Genomic DNA, 17,056 nt, shown 5'->3' with positions numbered 1-17,056 from the left:
TCATTGAAACAGAGAATGTAACAGGGGAAATCAGAGAGTTACTAGAAATAATCAATCTTGAATATCTACAAAATAAAGACAACTGGAAAGACCTTGTTGTAATGGTTAAGCTTCGTCCAGATGGGGATATATTGCCTGTAAGGATGGATTATAAAGGAGATAATGGATCATTCAACGTTGGAGTAAATTATCTTTCCTCTGATCATGAATTATGGTATGCATTACCTGATGTCATAGCTTCCGTAATTCTCACTGGCAAAGCTCCAGAGATTATTGAAGCTGTCAGATTTGTTCCAATGGGCATTCAGGATGGATTAAGAAAGTCTCAGATACTTGGAATTGATATTGATCCTGAAAAAGATAATCTTGTGCAGATGCTTGTTGAGGAAAGGCAGAAGATCAAGATTGAAATGAAAGGTATTGATCAAGAAAGCCAAGAGTACCAAAAGCTAGACAGTAGAGCACAGGCTATCAAAATTCTTGTTAATGCCATGAGCTATGGGATATTTATTGAGCTTAATCCAGAAGACAGGAAAAGCGATATTGAGGTCTATGGGCTTGATTCTTTCAGTACCTCGCAGAACAGGTTTGAAAAGCCGGGTAACTTCTATCATCCTCTATTGGCTGTCATAATCACTTCAGGATCAAAGCTGTTCTTGGCTATGGCAGAAGCAAAGGTAGAAGAATTAGGAGCTACACACGCCTATATGGATACAGATTCAATCTTTGTTCCTCCTGAACATGCTCAGGAGATTATAGGATATTTTCAACCACTAAACCCATACAACCTTGATATTCCTTTGTTGAAGCCTGAAAAAGTGGATTACTGGTTTTATGGGATTTCATCGAAACGATATGCAATATACAAATTCAACAAGGATAAAATCATATTCAAGGACTTTAAGTTGCATGGATTAGGACATCTGACAAATCCATTCTCAAAAGATGGAGGAGACTGGCATGAGGAAGTATGGAGTGACATCCTGAAACTGCATTATGGTATGATCAGCTCCAGAGATATTGAAGAGAAATATGCTAATATGTATGCCATTTCAAAGCTTGCTGTTAGCACTCCTAATGTATGGAACAGGTTCAAGAAGCTCAACAAGGGTAAACCTTGGAAGGAGCAGATCAAGCCCTCCAATTTCTGTATGGTGGGATTTCAGGCAGTGGAGGAGGATGGCAGAGCGATAAAACCTCTAGCACCTTATTGTGACGATCCTCAAAGGATAGTTCATGAGCCATTCATTGACTATGAAATTGGAGAGATCATGCAAGGATCACATTATTTCAAGTCGTTAAGTAAAACCATATTACAGTATGCAGAGCACCCAGAGCATAAATTTGAAGGTGATATTGGCACTTTGGAAAGAAAACACGTTCATGCAGATGGTATTCTTTACATCGGTAAGGAAGCTAACAACATTGATGAAGAGGAATTGGAACTTCAGAGGGCACAGACATTCATTGATGAGGAAGGCTTTAAGCAGTGGGTATTGGCTTTGACTCCAAAGGAGGCAAGGGAATTTGGGATTAAGCACAGGAGCACTCTAAAGAGGATGAAAGACCGGATATTGAACGATAAATTCAAATTTGGATCTCAATGGGTGAAGAAGTTGGTAAGTGTCTTTTGATGCTTACCTTTTTATTCATTTCATCTCCAAGTAATTTATTAAGCATCTATATATTCTTTGTAGTTTAATTTTTACATATGTCATTTGAGGAGGAAAAGCCTAAAAAGGTTGGAAAAAACGATCCTTGTCCCTGTGGTAGTGGAAAAAAATACAAAAAATGTTGTATAGGTAAAGAAAATTTAAAAATAAAAGAGGTAGCTGAATTTGGTACAGCACTCGGAAAAAATCTTCTTCGTGATAATGTACCTATTTTAAACAGCGTTGTAAATGCGTATGAAGATATTAATGACCAAAAAGAAAAGGAAAAATTAGGTGCTAAATTAAGTCTAATTGACGATAAGATTTCTGCTACCTCTGACATTGTTTCCTCTATTGAACAGTCATTGCCGATTTTATCCCAAGAGCCCACATTAAATAAAATTCATGGTCTCGCAAATATTCTGAGTTCTACAATAATAGATAACAAAAAATATGATGTTAGAATTAACACTGATCAAAGTAGAACAGAACTAGTGATTGCACCTAAAAAAGATAACATTGTAATAAACGCTAAACTTAAATCATCTTCACAAAGGTTGGAAGGTATTTCTAGTTTAGAAGAATTAATTTATAGTAAAATAAAAGACGGTGAATCTATAACTTTTACTAAAGATGAAATCGAGTCTTTTACTTTTTTGGATGATGAAATTAGACAGTTTTGGAGTACTCAGTCTAATTTTGATGAATTAAAATTTATGCCCCACATAGTAGATATACCAGCTGAATTTTCTTTAATGACAGAAAATGTAGAAATGGCTTATCATAATGTAAAAATGGGAATCATCTTTCAAGATGAGAACATAATCACGTTTGTTACCACAAATTTACCTTTTAAGATGATACTAAAGATATGCAAAAATGGTCAAGAGGTTACAATCAAGTTTCATGCAAAAGTAGAAAACAATAATGTTCTTGACTTGAATAAATATTGGAAGTTTTTATCTACATTGAATGAAAGCGACAAATTAACGATTAGGGATTCAAAAAGAGGAACAATCTTTTTAGAAACATGCAATTTCCCATCTATAGAAATCAATAAAGCGGTAGTGGACTTTACTAGAAAACTTGCTCTTATAGATACTTATTATCATACAAATTTTAATTATCCTGAAAAGATCACAGATGAAGATATTAAAATAGTTAATAATATTGTTGTTTTTCTTGAAACTAAACAACTTTATGTTGATAGCATAACGCTAAGGGTGGATTCAGAATTTTTGAGTCGAGAGATAGAAAAGTATGAAGAAAAAGGGTATATTGAAAACCTTGAGACAGAAATAACAATATCTTATGAAATCTTTGGAAATAAAATTGACTTGGGTAAAGGGCGAGTTGTTTTTAAAAAAGCATTCATTAGAGAGAATACATCAATACTTAAAAGAGAGTGTTCTCAAAAAAAGAGTATTGATATAACTCTTGTTCCTGGAGATGAAAGAGCAAAAGTGATCTTTTAAAAAATTCAGTTGATTAATTTTTTAGATTTGCAAAACCTCAATAAAAATAGCGTTGCGTTTTTTGGTTATTACTATTACCCCGCACTTTGTTTTTGGGATATATACAACTCAAATTTTGGCAACGCTTTTGTAGACTAGGTGCATAACCAAAAAAGATTATTTTAAAATTGTTGTATTTCATTTTTGAGAATAAATTAAAAAATATTAAATAGCTTTAAATTTTATACAAATTATGCATCGCAAAAAAATAATTATATTGATGTTTTTCTGTTCATTATCATTGCTTTGTGTAGGTTGTGTTGAAAACTCAAATTCGGATACTTCCCAAAAATCAATTTCCACAATAATTAATACGGATGTATTCAAAAATGGCATGACCAATACACAATCTACACTAAACGCGAAATCTGTTGAAGATTATGATATTGCAGCGGCAAACAATGCTTTTGCCTTTGACATGTATTCAATGGTAAAAAACAATGATGATAACATCTTTTTTTCTCCACACAGTATATTCACAGCAATAGCAATTTGCTATGATGGTGCAGAAGGTACTACTAAAGAGCAAATTGCAAATGTATTTTATTTTCCTCTTGACAAACCAGTTTTAGAAGTAAGTCTAGGAAAGATGATTGATGAAATAAACTCAGAGACTGATGATTATGAACTGGAAACTGCAAATGCATTATGGATACAGAAAAAATATCCCGTGAAAGAACAGTACATTTCCAATGTTGATAATTACTATTTTGGGAAAGTAGAGAAACTAGATTTTGTTGGTCAGCCTGAAAACTCAAGAAATACAATTAATGATTGGGTAGAAGAAAGGACTAAAGATAAGATTAAAGATTTAGTTCCAAGTAGTGCGATCAACGATAAGACTCGTTTAATCATCACAAATGCAATTTATTTTAATGGAAAATGGAAAACAGAATTTGATAAACAAGATACAAAAGATCGAAATTTCTATCCTTCTGAGGACGATGAAATTCTTGTAGATGTGATGTACACAAAACAGTATTTTAACTATGGTGAAGGTTCGAACGCAAAAATTGTCGAATTATCATACAAAGGTAACGACTTGTCTATGTATGTAGTCCTTCCCGATGAAAATGATATTGATAAATTTGAGAATGGTTTTTCTGTAAAAGATTATGAAAAACTTAAATCCAATATGGATTCTAAATATGAGGTCAAAACATGGATTCCAAAATTCAAGTTCGAAACCAAAACAGATTTATCAGAATCACTTAAAAATATGGGGGCTGTGGATGCGTTTGATTTTTCATCTGCAAACTTTTCTGGAATATATGATGCAGACAAAATTTTAGACCCCAATGAAAAAGCACTCTACATAACTCAAGTAATTCATCAAGCCTTTATAGATGTACAAGAAGAAGGAACAGAAGCAGCAGCAGCTACATATGTGGAGATGTGTGTACCCGATGAATATGTTGAACCAAAACCCGTTCCAATTAGAGAATTTAAAGCAGACCATCCTTTCATGTTCTTTATAGAAGACAAAAGAACAGGCTGCATACTCTTCATGGGTAAAGTGGAATCACCAGAATATGAGTAAATGCCATAACGGCATTTATTCTTCTATTTTTTTATCAGCATCCATCCCACATTAGCACCCTTTCTTAAACATAAGCGTTTAAGTAAAATTATCAACTAACACCTTCACCGTTCCGTGCTTGTAGTTTAGCTTCTCTCCTTGCATTATTTTATCCTTAATCCTCTTCAGTGTACTCCTATCCTTGATTCCCATTGCCCGTGAATCTTTAGGTTCTAGAGAAAGCACCCATTCATGAAACTTCTTGATGTCAAGGTATGTTTCAACTTTATTTCTCTCAAGCTCCTGCATTTCAACTTTGTTGGCTTCTTTACCAATGTAAACACATCCTTTAGGCTTCAGATGTCTCCTTTGTAGAATTCCAACATCCCCTTCAAACTTAGCCTCTGGATGATCAATGTACTCAAGGAACACTTCACTTAATGGCTTCCAGTAGTCTCTTCCTTGAAGCATATTCCCTGTATTATAATCTAGGAAGGGATTCTCAACAGCTACCTGTGGATTCTTGTTGAAAGGAGCAATAGGTTTGACTATCTCTCCATCCTTGCCAACTTTAGCACCATTACCAACAAGCATGAAATTGAAAGGTTTTATTTGCTCATCTAACTCCTTTCCTTCATTCACTTTCTTGAATCGTTTCAGTATAGTTCCCGTTGAAACAGCAAGTTTAGAGATAACTGCATAGTTTTCATATTTCTCCAATATATCAGGTAACTCTTCAGGATGGAAATGAACTTTGAGAATATCTTCCCATAATCTCTTATGCCATTGATCTCCTTCCTTCAACTCCATGCTAAATGGATTGGTGATGTGCCCTAGTCCATGCAGTTTATAGAAGAGCTTCTTCCCTTCTGGAATTACAATTTTGTCTCCCTCTTTTCTAAACAAGCAATATCTTTTAGAACTGATACCATAGAACCAAATATCTTCCATGCCATCCTCTATTTCCAGGATAGGCTTATCAAAGTCATATGGATTCAGAGGATCAAAGAGATGGCTTAGTTCATCTGCAAGATGTGGAGGAACAAAAATTGAATCCGTATCCATGTAAGCATGTACTTCTCCTTTATCCATCACGAACTTCTCAGCAATAGCAAGTAATAGCCTTGCTCCTGCTGTTATGTTTGCTCCGATTATTGGATTGAAAAAAGTACCTGTACTCTCAAATGTTCCTTCTGTCTCAAATTCCTCTGTGCTGTAAACATTCAATTCCTCTTTGTCCTTTGGATGCATCTCAATGTAAATTCCGTAGGTAGTAGAGTTATTGAGAATCTTTAAGGCTTTCTGTTGAGCATCCAGAACATCATATTCATGAGAATCTTTTGAGACTTTCTTCATCTCTTGTTTGATTTCCTGTCTTCTCTCAACAAGGACTTTGATAAGGTTATCTTCTTTGGGATTTACATGAACGCCATAAATCTCTGTCTCTGTTAGGTCTTCCTGTATGCCTTCAGGAATGAACCTTATTGCACTCTTTATCTTAGGAGTCTTACCTGTAAGTAATTTTGAGGCTAGGATATCAGGTAAAAAGTAGTATAAACTACCCTTATAGGTTACATAATTTATACCTATATTATAGCTATCTTTTTCGCTATCTTTTTCGGTATACTTAGTCCGTATAGGGAAAATATCGTTATCGGGCTCAATTTCTACTAGGATATTCATTAGTTTCCATGAATCCTTATCAAGAGCCTTATAAATATCAACAGGGTCTTTAAAATCTTGAATAGTCCCTTCGAATAGTCTCACAATTATAACTCCGTATATTTTTTGCTTGAACCTTTAGCTTTACTTATGGGATAATTTATCTCATTGATTGTAATTTTTGTTGATAGTTCATCTGATAAGTCAAAATCGTATCTCTGAGCAAATCTCAATAAAGAAATAAAAACGTCTGCTAGCTTATTGCCAATTGATTCTCTTTTGTTAGAATCCTTGAGCATCTCTTCAATTTCAGATTCAGACTTAAACCGAAATTGTTCTAAAAGCTCAGAAGCTTCTGTGATAATACCTATAAAAAACTCTTTTGCATTATGAAACTCATCCCATTCTCTATCATCACAGAATTGTTTTACCTGATTTTTAAGCCCAAGAATTGTGGTTTCAGAATCCATACCTACTTAAAAGAAATTAATAGTATCATATTCTTTTCAAGGTAAAATATGTAAAAAATATATTACTATTTACGAAGGTGGCATTTTCCCGAGTTACCTATATCCTATCATGAAGTGCGCCATGAAAAATTCAAAAGAAATATATATATATAATGATTACTTATATATTAATAAAAGATATATTAATTGAAAAGTAATTGAATTTGAAAATGATGAATGTTGTATAACATTTAATTTTACAGAATATGATTATACAGTTGAATATTGCACATTTAGGATCCCATTGAGTATTGTAAATGGATATCTTAATTGTAAAGATGAAATTTTCAAAACAGTTGCTTTAGATGCTATTTATTTAGAAAAGGAATGGACTACAATAATTAAAGAATAAGGAGAAATAATTATGACAAAACCAGAATGTAAACTTGTAGAAAGTGAAGGAAATATTTATTCATTAATGGGATATGCATTTAATGCCCTTAAATGTGCAGGATTCCCACATGAAGCTAAAGAAATGATTGCTAAAATCAGGTCTGAAGCTAAAAATTCAGACTATGCCCTTCAAATAATCAAAAACTATGTAAATGTAGTATAGGTGAATCAAAATGTCAAACTATACTTCCTCAATAGAAATTTCCCAACCGTCTGGATACTCAAAACCATAGTTACCGGAATAAAAATACTTATAGCAGCCGTAAGTTCGGTGCATATGGCACTATATTTTAAGATAAATTCATGGTTATATAAAATAGAGATTGAAGAGGGTAACAGAACTTTAATTAAAAAAATAGCAACTGTTGACTTATTCTGCTAAAGTAAAAAATAAAACTATTATATGTTGGCAAGGATGGTGATTATTTTTGCTGAATTTGAGTTATAGATAGTGATTTAACTAGGTATTCTTCAAAGCCAAAATAATATCTAGTTAAGCAGAGGATACTTCAATTGAGATTGGTGAATCGTAATTCTCGAATAATCTTATTTCAACTGTAGTCCCAAATTGCAAATTGAATGAACGACTTTCTGTGATATTATTGCCCAACGTGACTTTGACAATGGTTTCCTTACTGTTTCCCGGTGGAATAGAAAGTTGTCTGATTAATTCATTTGATTTTACCTGAGATATTCTTGTATCTGGTTCTAGTGCATATGTATTAATGAAAATAGAATTATTATTAAAATCCATGATTTCGATTGTAACGTCGTGCGCATTAATATCTTTGTTCTCAAGAGAAAAAAGAGGAGAGGGAGTGCCCATAAATACAAAAGGCATGGCAAACAGACCCATCACTATTAATGCAAACACCGCTACAACAACAAGAATCAAACTTGACCTTTGCATTGTTTTATTCTCTCCTAACTCATATTAGTCTCTATTCTCGTATTTGGTCTTAATGGAATATTCCATAACGTACGGTGTTGGCACATGAAGTACACCAAACATCAGTGCCTGTATATGCATATACATAGTTCATTATGCAAGTAGGATGAAACAGTGAATTCTGATCATTTGCGCCGAAATTGTGGGATATCTCATGTTGAACGATACTATCATGTGGCCAATCGACACCAGCTGCTGAAGTTGCGCATACGCTGTAAGCTCCGTTCAAATATGCTCTTCCGTTGTTATCCATGTAGTCAACCCAGCCAAGAACAATATCGTTAGAGCTGTCTCGGACATATGAAGAATCATCCTTTAAATCTGCAAGGAGATCAGAAGAACTATCTGCGGACGCGACATCACTTGCATCCCAGAAGTTATAATGCCACACTCTATTTATAGCGATACCAAAATTTTCAAACCTTTCACTTGCATCAATGGTATATGAATAATAATTCGAAGACGAACCAGGAGTATGACCGCTATCCTTTGCAGGATATACATGCAAATATATCACATTACTTACAGCTTTTGGATTTGAAGAAACGCTAGTTATGCTAACCAGTTTATCATTGATTGCTGATTCCACCGGAGAGTCGGAAACTTTAATCTGATTGCTTTTAACAAGTTTCTTTACTTCTTCCGTTGGAATGGCAATGCCATCTACAATATCAATCTTTGGATTTGAAGGATCGACACCCCATTTATTTATATATGTGGCCTCTGCTTTTTCGATGATATTCAACATTTTAGATTCACTAATAATGATATCATAGTCTACGCCCTTTTTCATGCCCTCAAGCGGTTTTCCATCTTCTGTTACAATGACTCTTTTCTCTCTGCAAAGAATTGTTCCTTTCAACATGTTAGGCAATTCACCTTTTGCAAATTTAATATCATTTTCAGTGATACTATACTTCGCATAAAGCGCATTTAACTGTGTTTCCGTGTAAACAATACCATTTTCATTGTTCAATGTATGGTCTGCACTCGAACCAAATACCGGCATGACTGCAACATTCAGCAATGTAGCAATGACAAATAAAGTACTTAGTACTGATTTCTTGTTCATTTATTCACCTCACTGTTTTGTCACAAAGTGGATTGCACTATTTAAAACTTTTAAAGTTACTGCTACCCGACCCCAAGAAATCCAGAATCCAAGCTAATACTATAGTTTTGATTTGGCCCAGATCACATTTTTTATGTGATAGTTATAAAAAAACTGCTACTTATTAAATACTTATAGCCCTATCATCCAAGTGAATATTAATCAATGATCCCAAGTAATCGAGTTACAAGTTCTACTACTGCTTCTGGACCAGATTCATAATCTGCAAGTATTTCTTCTCGTTCTATTTAAATCCCCCAGATCAACAGAACTTTTGTGATGAATAATAGAATGAAATTATAGTATATTGATTTTTCTCAATCAAATTGATGGCAACAATATCCACAATAAACCTGAAAGGTTCTTGTAAATAGTAAGCAAGGCTGTTCTTACTAGGATTAATCTCATGCAAAAAGCCTACATGAGCATCAAGACCAATCGTATTAATGGCTTATCTGCTTCAGCATTCTTCTTCATGTAATGCAGAGTGCCTTTTGAGAATCCCATCTTCTTCCAATCAGAGTAGAAATCATCATTCTTCCTCAGAATTTCCCATAAGATAGCCTCCAAATCCAGTCACCCATAATGCGACAGGGTATGCTATCCATCTTTCAAGTCCTCCTATCCCAAATACAGCAAAAGGACTTGTCTGGCCGAGAATATAATAGAGCAGCAGATCCAGCAGTGCTATGGACCCGAGAATCACTGAGAGGTATCTGAATGGTGATGCTACAATCTTGAAACTTACAATTGCTGCCACGCCGCCAAAAATAAATGTCAGCAGTGCAGATAATCCATGTACTACGCCATAATTTCCAGGGAAAATCCCGACCCCAAGTGCGCCAAACCCGAACAATAATAAAGGTACTGTAACTGTGATTTCACTGAATGATCGGTGTATACAAAAGGCAGCTAGGATTATACAAAGACCACAAACTATCATCGTGGAATTAAAGATGGTTGCAGAAGGCTGGGTTATAATGCTGTTAGGCGGTTCGGTAGCACCAAGGTCACTTATCATATTCTGTGCGGTATTGTAATCAGGATAAAATGTTTCAGCGCTTGTAATTCCCAGAAATATCACAACACCTGCAATAAACAGCAGTGCCCCTGCAATGTTTCTGTACTTGAAACTATGATTTTGTATTTCGCTCATGAAAATCTATTGTTCCTATGATTCTATATATAAAAATGCATGCTTTTTTTCTCCGTCTTAAAAACAGGAAGAAGAACAAAATTTCTTGGCATTCAAAAACAAGCTGAGGTTTTACTTCAATCAAAGCGTATTTCTGTTGATCGAAGTAAGAAAAAGAAACTATTTATTGTTTTTAATAGCTGAATAACTTGAAAATGAACCTTAAATTATGTTTCTTCAGCTACATTCTATTATTTTTACCAAAAACATATTATCCTTTTTTACACCCTTCTCACATCTCCAACCTTTCCCTTACATGTTCATTCAAACTAAACGGTTTATCGCTCATAGCGTTCTTCTTCATGTAGTAGAGAATAACATTCGAAAATTTCATCTTTTTCCATTCTGAATAAGAAATACTCAATATCTTCGGTCTGATTTCGTCTGAATCTGCCATTCTGAAGTCCTTATTCTCCACTTTATCCGACTCAATCAAGCTGATTACAACCAAATCAACAAGGAATCTGAAAGGCTCTTGCAAATCATAGGCTAAGCTATTCTTACTTGGGTTCATTTCCGTTGTTTGAAAAGATAGTTTAAAAATATTTGTATAGACAACCATTGATTATTAATTATCAAGCACTGAAAAGGAAAGTTGAGTAGTTTGCCTTTTTTTGAAACTGTTCAGGAAATACATTCACACTATACATGTCCATCTACCTGTCCTGCAATCTGCTGCAAAATTGCAGATATCAATCTGGATGAAAATGAACTGGAAATATTAAGGCAGGCATCAAAATATGACGCCGATAAGATCGTATCCTGCCATAAAGATAGAGAACATCATTACAAAATATGTCCTCCATGTTCCTTTCTGGAATTTAATAGGTGCAGCGTATATGAAAGGAGACCGAACATCTGCCGAACGTTTCCGTTCAACATCTGCGACATGCCAGATGTGTTGCTACTGTTTCCATGTGATTTGGGGGCAAGCATATTCAAAGACTATGTCGAATATTCAAACAATATGTTGAAACAACCTGTTCCAGCAAAAACGATCGATTCCTTTGAACAATCGCATTGTTCCTTTGCCATCAAACTGAAAGAAGGAGTGTCTATTCCTATGTTAGTTCTTAAAATCGATCAGCTATTACCTTTTAAAGAATATCTTGGTTCAATCAGGAGATTTCAGGGAAACCCGGAAATCCATGTTTAATTTGTTTTAATTTACAGATGAGAAATCACACATGAAAATGGCTTATTCTTGCCTTATGTTTTTTGTGAGAGTATTAATTCGTAAACACTCATTATCTAACAGCATCAAGAGTTAGGTTTCCATCTCTACCTACCAATCACCAACAGCCTTTGTAAATGGATTCTTTAAATGCTCAGGTCCATGACGTTTAAAAGACCGCTCTCCTCCCATAAAGTAGATATATCCATTCACATAAGTGTAAAGAGCATAACGTTTTGAAGAGATAACATAATTCCACATATCTTCTTTTTCAGCCTTCAACAGATCAATATCAAAGCTATATGGATTAAGTGGGCGGAAATAGTATCTGATCTCCTGTGCATACTCATGATCAACAACGAGTTTGTATTTGTGTATCCTGAAAATAATCTGATCAAAACGATGACACTAATAAAACGGGTTAGCATCACAAAAAAAGAGGAGGTTTGAACTCCTTAACAAATAAGACCTAGTACATAAAATTACTTCTTCTTCTGATCCTTACCAGGTGCTTTTGGTGCTACCTTCTGATCAGGTTTCTTTTGCTCTTTTGGTGCCATTATATTTCACCTCCCATGAAGATGCCTTAATATGATTTTTAAGGACTTTCGATAAGCCATATACGTTTTTACCATCTTTCAAATGGCTATTAACTATATAAAGCTGTTATCGGACGTAATATATTGATTAACATACCCTACGTGAGTTTTTAATCAATCTAAAACATAATATGTATACAATGTATATAAAACTATCATATTTACTTTATTTATGGCAATTGGTGCTTATTTTGTATTAAAATCGTGTTTGAACGCACTGAGATATTTATTTTATGAGATATATAATAAGAGTGCCCCGGAAATTAAAATAAACCATTCAGTCAGGCAACTTTTTCTGAAAAGAACATCCCACACTAATTTTCTTTTGTGAACCATTTTGTAGCTCTTGAAGTATCAAAAACTGAGATTAATAAAGAACATTTAAACCATTTGCAAATGTTGTTTTTAAAATTGTGTACATTTGCTAGCATTATTTATATATTGTATTTAACATATACAATAAAGCCTGTACACGATGGATAATATATGTAACTTCAAAGAAGATAATAGGTTCCTGGTAATTTTAGTAATCAACATTTATGGGGCAAAAAAATGAAAGATATTTTTGAAATAATATTCAATTCTGTAAACGATGGAATTGTTATAAACAGTTTAGATGGTCGTTTTTTAGAAATGAATCAAATTACTTGTGATGATCTAGGTTATACAAAAAAGGAATTGCTTCAAATGAATGTAGCAGATATAATTCCTTTAGAATTAAGAGAAGAATTACGGGAACAAGTAGCTGAAAAATTAAAGATGGGAAATGGAATAATCGAAACTCTGTGCAAATGTAAAGATGATTTATTAGTACCAATTGAACTTAATGTTCGCCCTATTAATTACAAAGGAGTTCCAGCTGCTCTAATTGTTGTCAGAAATATAACTGAGCGTAAAAAAGCTGAAAAGGCACTTATTGAAGCCAAAAATATTGCTGAAGAATCAAATCGTGTCAAATCTGAATTTATTGCAAATATGAGTCATGAATTGCGGACACCTCTTAACTCCGTAATTGGTTTTTCCCAAATTTTAATTGACAAAGAATATGGCGATCTAAATGAAAAACAAATCGAATATATCTCAAATGTACAAAAAAGTGGGAATCATTTACTAGAGGTAATCAACGATATACTCGATTTCTCTAAAATTGAATCCGGCAAGATGGACTTGAACCTGAAACCATTAGTGTTAACGAACTAATTGATGAAACTATAGTTTTAATGGAACCTATGATTAAAGCGAAATCTATAGATATTAAATGCAGATCAGATTTTGAAACTCAGGAACTATATGCCGACAAAATAAAGCTCAAACAAATAATGTGCAATCTTCTTAGCAATGCAATTAAATTCACACCTGCAAATGGCAAAGTGTGGTTTGATTCAAAAATCGCCAATTACAACATCCAATTTTCTGTGTCTGATAATGGTATTGGCATCCCTGTGAATCAGCAGCACTCGATATTTGAATCTTTTAATCAAGTCAATTCATCTGTTAGTCGTGAATGCGGTGGAACTGGATTAGGGCTTTCAATTGCCAGACATTATGTTGAGATGCATGGTGGAAAAATATGGGTTCAAAGTGAAGTAGGAGAAGGAAGTACATTCACATTCACAATACCTATGAGTTCCTGATCTTAATTTAAATATTTTTAGATATCTTAGAATAATTCCCACATTTCCAACCTTTCTCTTACGTGATTATTAAGTGTAAATGGTTTATCATATTCAGTATTCATAATTTGATATCACTAAAAGAGAAATTATGGTTCAATCAAATTATAACACAGTAAACATATTAGACAATAATACATAAGTTCGACTATTTTTATGTGTTACTTTATATTAGAATTGAAATAAGTAATAATGTTCTTCCATTGATACTGCAAAATTAAATATTTTCCCCATCTCCTTCCTATTCCGATTGAAGTCATCTTCTCTGACTCTATCCTTCAATTTTCTCAGTGTACACCTGTAATTAATTCCTTTCTTTCTAGTTTCAGCAGGTATTAGATTCTAAATACTGTGAATATTGCATTTTGAGAGAAATCTGGCCATAAACAAAAAAGTTATATGTCTGTGATACGTGTACGCAAGCCATGAAAAAAGTGTTTTCCAATAAGGTTCTCATCATCGGTTATGGTTCAGTTTCACAATGCACCTTACCACTTTTACTGGACAAACTCGATATTCCTCTAGAGAACATTACCTTAATTGATTTTGAAGACAAATCGAGATCTCTTAAAAAATATACCAATCAGGGATTAACATTTGTCTGTGAAAAGATTACCCCTAAGAATCTGGATCAGGTTTTGTCAAAATACATGGAAAATGAAGGCCTGATCATTGACCTTTCGTGGAATATTGATGCCAATTCCATCATTACATGGTGCCATGAGCACGATGTATTGTACATTAACACTTCGGTTGAAGTATGGGATCCTAACAAGGATTTTATGACCCGAAGTCTACTGGAAAAATCACTTTATTTGCGGCAAATGAGATTGCTCGAACTTTCCCATGATTGGAAAAATGCACCGACTGCTGTTGTCGATCATGGAGCGAATCCAGGCCTGATAACTCATTTCGTAAAGCAGGGTCTGCTGGATATTGCCGCCCGCACATGTGCTGACAAGAAAGTCTCTTCCGAGGATGAAAAGGAAATCAACCTCCTTGCAGAGAACAGGGATTTCGCCCGGCTTGCCCAGAAGCTGGGTGTCAGGGTGATCCATTGCAGCGAGCGGGATACCCAGGTCGCAAACCGGGCAAAGGAAGTCAACGAATTCGTAGGGACATGGAGTATTGAAGGCTTAAGGGAAGAAGGAACTGCTCCCGTTGAAATCGCCTGGGGAACACATGAGAACAAACTGCCTCCACTGGCACATGTACCGGACTACGGACCTAAAAATGTGATTTTCATGCCCCAGATGGGTATGAACACATGGGTCCGATCATGGATACCCGACGAAGAAATAGTAGGTATGGCGATTCGTCATGGTGAATCATATGGTCTTTCAAAACTGTTGACAGTCTGGGAAGATGCCGAGGCGGTCTTCAGACCTACTGTTCATTATGCGTACATGCCCTGTCATGATACACTTTCCTCACTTTTCGAACTGCGAGGTCGCAATTATGAGCTTCAGCCCAAACTCAGGATCATGACAAATGAGATTGTTTCCGGAGAGGATATAATAGGGGCACTCTTGATGGGCCATTCCTATAATTCCTGGTGGACCGGCAGCGCATTGGGTATTGACGAGACCAGAACCCTTGCTCCCAGTCAGAATGCTACTACTCTACAGGTAGCTGCAGGCATTGTTGCTGCTATCCTCTGGATGCTGGAAAATCCACGAGAGGGTCTTAAGACACCTGAAGACCTACCTCATGATTTTGTCCTGGATATTGCCAGACCGTATCTTGGAAAATTCATTTCCACGCCGTCGGACTGGACACCGCTCAATGATAGAAGGATATTCTTCAAGGAAAATCCAGCCATAGAACACGATCCAGATCCGTGGCAATTCGAGAATTTCCTCTTCATAGGCTAAACTTAAGAGAGCGTCGTAGAATTCAAACCATTTGGACTGCAGGATATATTGTCATTAGGAATAATATTGTATGTTCTTAGTTTTGTCTGCATTTTAGTCGATCCAAACAAAATTAAGAATAAATTTTTACTCTTGACTGTCAACCCTGGGTCAATTGTCTGCAACTCGATCTAATTAGCTTGAAAAGCCAATACTGATATGGATTAAATATTCCAATGTTAGAATTACAGAGAGGAATACAGAAAAAGAAACTCATTTGAGAGGTTCTTTTAAAAATTGTTGCCTAATTGGAAAATAAAGGTTTGGAGCTAATTAGATAACCTCTTGTTCCGGTTCTTTTGTTGAATAAACACTTATGTACTTTCACCGAATATTTAATTCTGAAATAATGGATCGATCAGAACTGCTAAGTGAACTGAAAAAAGAGGGGCGGCACATTTCCAATGAAGACCTGAGCCTCGCCCGTGCAGCCATCATGGATGCTGTAGAACACGTTCCTGAACCTTACAAGACCATATATTCATCGGATTATTTCACTTTCCTTTACGACTGTTTTCTCAAGTTGAAAAGACATGGTCCGGTCCTGGCAGACGAAGATATTGATGCAGAGGAATATGATTCACTTCTTGATAGCATAAAGGACAAAAATGATTCAGAAGGCCGAAAAAGAGACGTTTTAAGCAGGTTTACCAGTCTTGTATTTGCATATCAGATCTTCATAGTGAAAGAACCTCTGCATCCTGTTGGTATGGTTTTTCCGGGTGGTCAGAGAATTACTCAGAAAGAGCTGCATTACTATTGTCCTGTTAAGGAAAAACAGTCAGAAACAGGTATATCATTTTGTGAGTTCTGCATCTGTAAGGACAGTTCAGAATTGGAATGAGTGGACAGAATGATTTTGTAGAAAAACTGTTTATAGTTTATTTGGTTTTGTAGAAGTCCTGTTAATTACAACTTTGAACTCAGCAATTTTCAATAACTTCACTATTTCGTAAGTCTTCAGAACGGTATCGAAGAAACGTGCCGCCTGCGGCGGGTGGTCACATTATTTTGTTGTCAATGACCTTTTGCGGAACTATCAGAAACATAGGGCAAAGGAACAATAAGTTTACTGATCTGAAGTCAGGAATAGCTTAAACCATCCCGGAGGGTCCCGGCGAAGCCGGCAAGATACGAAAAGATGAATAAATAATCAGTTGCTAAACTCTTTCCCATCATACTGATTATTAAAA

At 35.1% G+C, this 17,056-nt stretch carries 14 protein-coding genes and 2 pseudogenes; 9 read left to right on the top strand and 7 right to left on the bottom strand.

Annotated elements, in window-relative coordinates; genetic code table 11:
- The 3 genes and pseudogenes from QZZ23_RS04630 to QZZ23_RS04620 form a co-directional block, all read left to right on the top strand.
- Positions 1–1,634 (top strand): annotated as a pseudogene (locus QZZ23_RS04630) (hypothetical protein); the annotation flags it as partial.
- A 77-nt stretch (positions 1,635–1,711) separates the two neighbouring features.
- The gene (locus QZZ23_RS04625; RefSeq protein WP_292467252.1) at positions 1,712–3,127 is read left to right on the top strand and encodes an SEC-C metal-binding domain-containing protein; all 1,416 of its coding nucleotides are present in this window, start codon (positions 1,712–1,714) and stop codon (positions 3,125–3,127) included.
- Positions 3,128–3,359: 232 nt separating this feature from the next.
- Positions 3,360–4,706 carry a serpin family protein gene (locus QZZ23_RS04620; RefSeq protein ID WP_292467250.1) on the top strand — a complete coding sequence of 449 codons (1,347 nt, stop codon included), beginning with the start codon at positions 3,360–3,362 and terminating at the stop codon, positions 4,704–4,706.
- Positions 4,707–4,784: 78 nt separating this feature from the next.
- On the opposite strand, the gene QZZ23_RS04615 is transcribed toward QZZ23_RS04620, so the two are convergent.
- Positions 4,785–6,452 (bottom strand): DNA polymerase domain-containing protein, encoded by a 1,668-nt coding sequence (locus tag QZZ23_RS04615; RefSeq protein WP_292467248.1) that lies wholly within the window; start codon positions 6,450–6,452, stop codon positions 4,785–4,787.
- A gap of 2 nt (positions 6,453–6,454) precedes the next feature.
- Positions 6,455–6,817, bottom strand: a complete 363-nt coding sequence (locus QZZ23_RS04610; RefSeq protein WP_292467246.1) for a nucleotide pyrophosphohydrolase — start codon at positions 6,815–6,817, stop codon at positions 6,455–6,457.
- Positions 6,818–7,220: 403 nt separating this feature from the next.
- Here QZZ23_RS04610 and QZZ23_RS04605 point away from each other — a divergent pair, with 403 nt between their 5' ends.
- The gene (locus QZZ23_RS04605) at positions 7,221–7,412 is read left to right on the top strand and encodes a hypothetical protein (RefSeq protein ID WP_292467244.1); all 192 of its coding nucleotides are present in this window, start codon (positions 7,221–7,223) and stop codon (positions 7,410–7,412) included.
- Positions 7,413–7,742: 330 nt separating this feature from the next.
- On the opposite strand, the gene QZZ23_RS04600 is transcribed toward QZZ23_RS04605, so the two are convergent.
- The 5 genes and pseudogenes from QZZ23_RS04600 to QZZ23_RS04580 all read right to left on the bottom strand — a co-directional run bounded on the left by QZZ23_RS04600 (position 7,743) and on the right by QZZ23_RS04580 (position 11,018).
- The gene (locus tag QZZ23_RS04600) at positions 7,743–8,159 is read right to left on the bottom strand and encodes a hypothetical protein (RefSeq protein ID WP_292467242.1); all 417 of its coding nucleotides are present in this window, start codon (positions 8,157–8,159) and stop codon (positions 7,743–7,745) included.
- Between the two features lie 49 nt (positions 8,160–8,208).
- A complete protein-coding gene (locus QZZ23_RS04595; RefSeq protein WP_292467239.1) occupies positions 8,209–9,270 on the bottom strand; it encodes a M12 family metallo-peptidase in 1,062 nt (353 codons plus the stop codon).
- A 352-nt stretch (positions 9,271–9,622) separates the two neighbouring features.
- Positions 9,623–9,760: pseudogene (locus QZZ23_RS04590) on the bottom strand (CRISPR-associated endonuclease Cas1); the annotation flags it as partial.
- Positions 9,761–9,841: 81 nt separating this feature from the next.
- A complete protein-coding gene (locus tag QZZ23_RS04585; protein WP_292467238.1) occupies positions 9,842–10,465 on the bottom strand; it encodes a DUF998 domain-containing protein in 624 nt (207 codons plus the stop codon).
- Between the two features lie 271 nt (positions 10,466–10,736).
- A complete protein-coding gene (locus tag QZZ23_RS04580; protein ID WP_366931316.1) occupies positions 10,737–11,018 on the bottom strand; it encodes a CRISPR-associated endonuclease Cas1 in 282 nt (93 codons plus the stop codon).
- An 81-nt stretch (positions 11,019–11,099) separates the two neighbouring features.
- Here QZZ23_RS04580 and QZZ23_RS04575 point away from each other — a divergent pair, with 81 nt between their 5' ends.
- From QZZ23_RS04575 to QZZ23_RS04555, 5 genes are all read left to right on the top strand, one after another.
- Positions 11,100–11,660, top strand: a complete 561-nt coding sequence (locus QZZ23_RS04575) for a YkgJ family cysteine cluster protein (protein WP_292467237.1) — start codon at positions 11,100–11,102, stop codon at positions 11,658–11,660.
- Positions 11,661–12,829: 1,169 nt separating this feature from the next.
- The gene (locus QZZ23_RS04570; protein ID WP_292467236.1) at positions 12,830–13,477 is read left to right on the top strand and encodes a histidine kinase dimerization/phospho-acceptor domain-containing protein; all 648 of its coding nucleotides are present in this window, start codon (positions 12,830–12,832) and stop codon (positions 13,475–13,477) included.
- A gap of 20 nt (positions 13,478–13,497) precedes the next feature.
- Entirely contained in the window at positions 13,498–13,911 is a 414-nt protein-coding gene (locus tag QZZ23_RS04565) for an ATP-binding protein (RefSeq protein WP_292467234.1), read from the top strand.
- A gap of 464 nt (positions 13,912–14,375) precedes the next feature.
- Positions 14,376–15,824 (top strand): saccharopine dehydrogenase C-terminal domain-containing protein, encoded by a 1,449-nt coding sequence (locus QZZ23_RS04560; RefSeq protein ID WP_292467233.1) that lies wholly within the window; start codon positions 14,376–14,378, stop codon positions 15,822–15,824.
- 388 nt (positions 15,825–16,212) lie between these two features.
- On the top strand, positions 16,213–16,707 hold the full coding sequence (locus tag QZZ23_RS04555) for a DUF2115 family protein (protein ID WP_292467231.1): 495 nt from the start codon (positions 16,213–16,215) through the stop codon (positions 16,705–16,707).
- Positions 16,708–17,056: the final 349 nt, after the last annotated feature.

The sequence above is a fragment of the Methanolobus sp. genome, from assembly GCF_016278385.1.
Classification (GTDB): domain Archaea; phylum Halobacteriota; class Methanosarcinia; order Methanosarcinales; family Methanosarcinaceae; genus Methanolobus.
Note: the sequence above shows the minus strand (reverse complement) of the source record. Positions and strands in the feature narration are given on the sequence as shown.

Bases quoted from the DNA above. Each gene is read 5' to 3' on its own strand.
- QZZ23_RS04620 (WP_292467250.1), top strand. From the start codon at position 3,360: ATGCATCGCAAAAAAATAATTATATTGATGTTTTTCTGTTCATTATCA.
- QZZ23_RS04605 (WP_292467244.1), top strand. From the start codon at position 7,221: ATGACAAAACCAGAATGTAAACTTGTAGAAAGTGAAGGAAATATTTAT.
- QZZ23_RS04595 (WP_292467239.1), bottom strand. From the start codon at position 9,270: ATGAACAAGAAATCAGTACTAAGTACTTTATTTGTCATTGCTACATTG.
- QZZ23_RS04555 (WP_292467231.1), top strand. From the start codon at position 16,213: ATGGATCGATCAGAACTGCTAAGTGAACTGAAAAAAGAGGGGCGGCAC.
- QZZ23_RS04585 (WP_292467238.1), bottom strand. From the start codon at position 10,465: ATGAGCGAAATACAAAATCATAGTTTCAAGTACAGAAACATTGCAGGG.
- QZZ23_RS04565 (WP_292467234.1), top strand. From the start codon at position 13,498: ATGGAACCTATGATTAAAGCGAAATCTATAGATATTAAATGCAGATCA.
- QZZ23_RS04560 (WP_292467233.1), top strand. From the start codon at position 14,376: ATGAAAAAAGTGTTTTCCAATAAGGTTCTCATCATCGGTTATGGTTCA.
- QZZ23_RS04610 (WP_292467246.1), bottom strand. From the start codon at position 6,817: ATGGATTCTGAAACCACAATTCTTGGGCTTAAAAATCAGGTAAAACAA.
- QZZ23_RS04570 (WP_292467236.1), top strand. From the start codon at position 12,830: ATGAAAGATATTTTTGAAATAATATTCAATTCTGTAAACGATGGAATT.
- QZZ23_RS04580 (WP_366931316.1), bottom strand. From the start codon at position 11,018: ATGAACCCAAGTAAGAATAGCTTAGCCTATGATTTGCAAGAGCCTTTC.
- QZZ23_RS04600 (WP_292467242.1), bottom strand. From the start codon at position 8,159: ATGCAAAGGTCAAGTTTGATTCTTGTTGTTGTAGCGGTGTTTGCATTA.
- QZZ23_RS04625 (WP_292467252.1), top strand. From the start codon at position 1,712: ATGTCATTTGAGGAGGAAAAGCCTAAAAAGGTTGGAAAAAACGATCCT.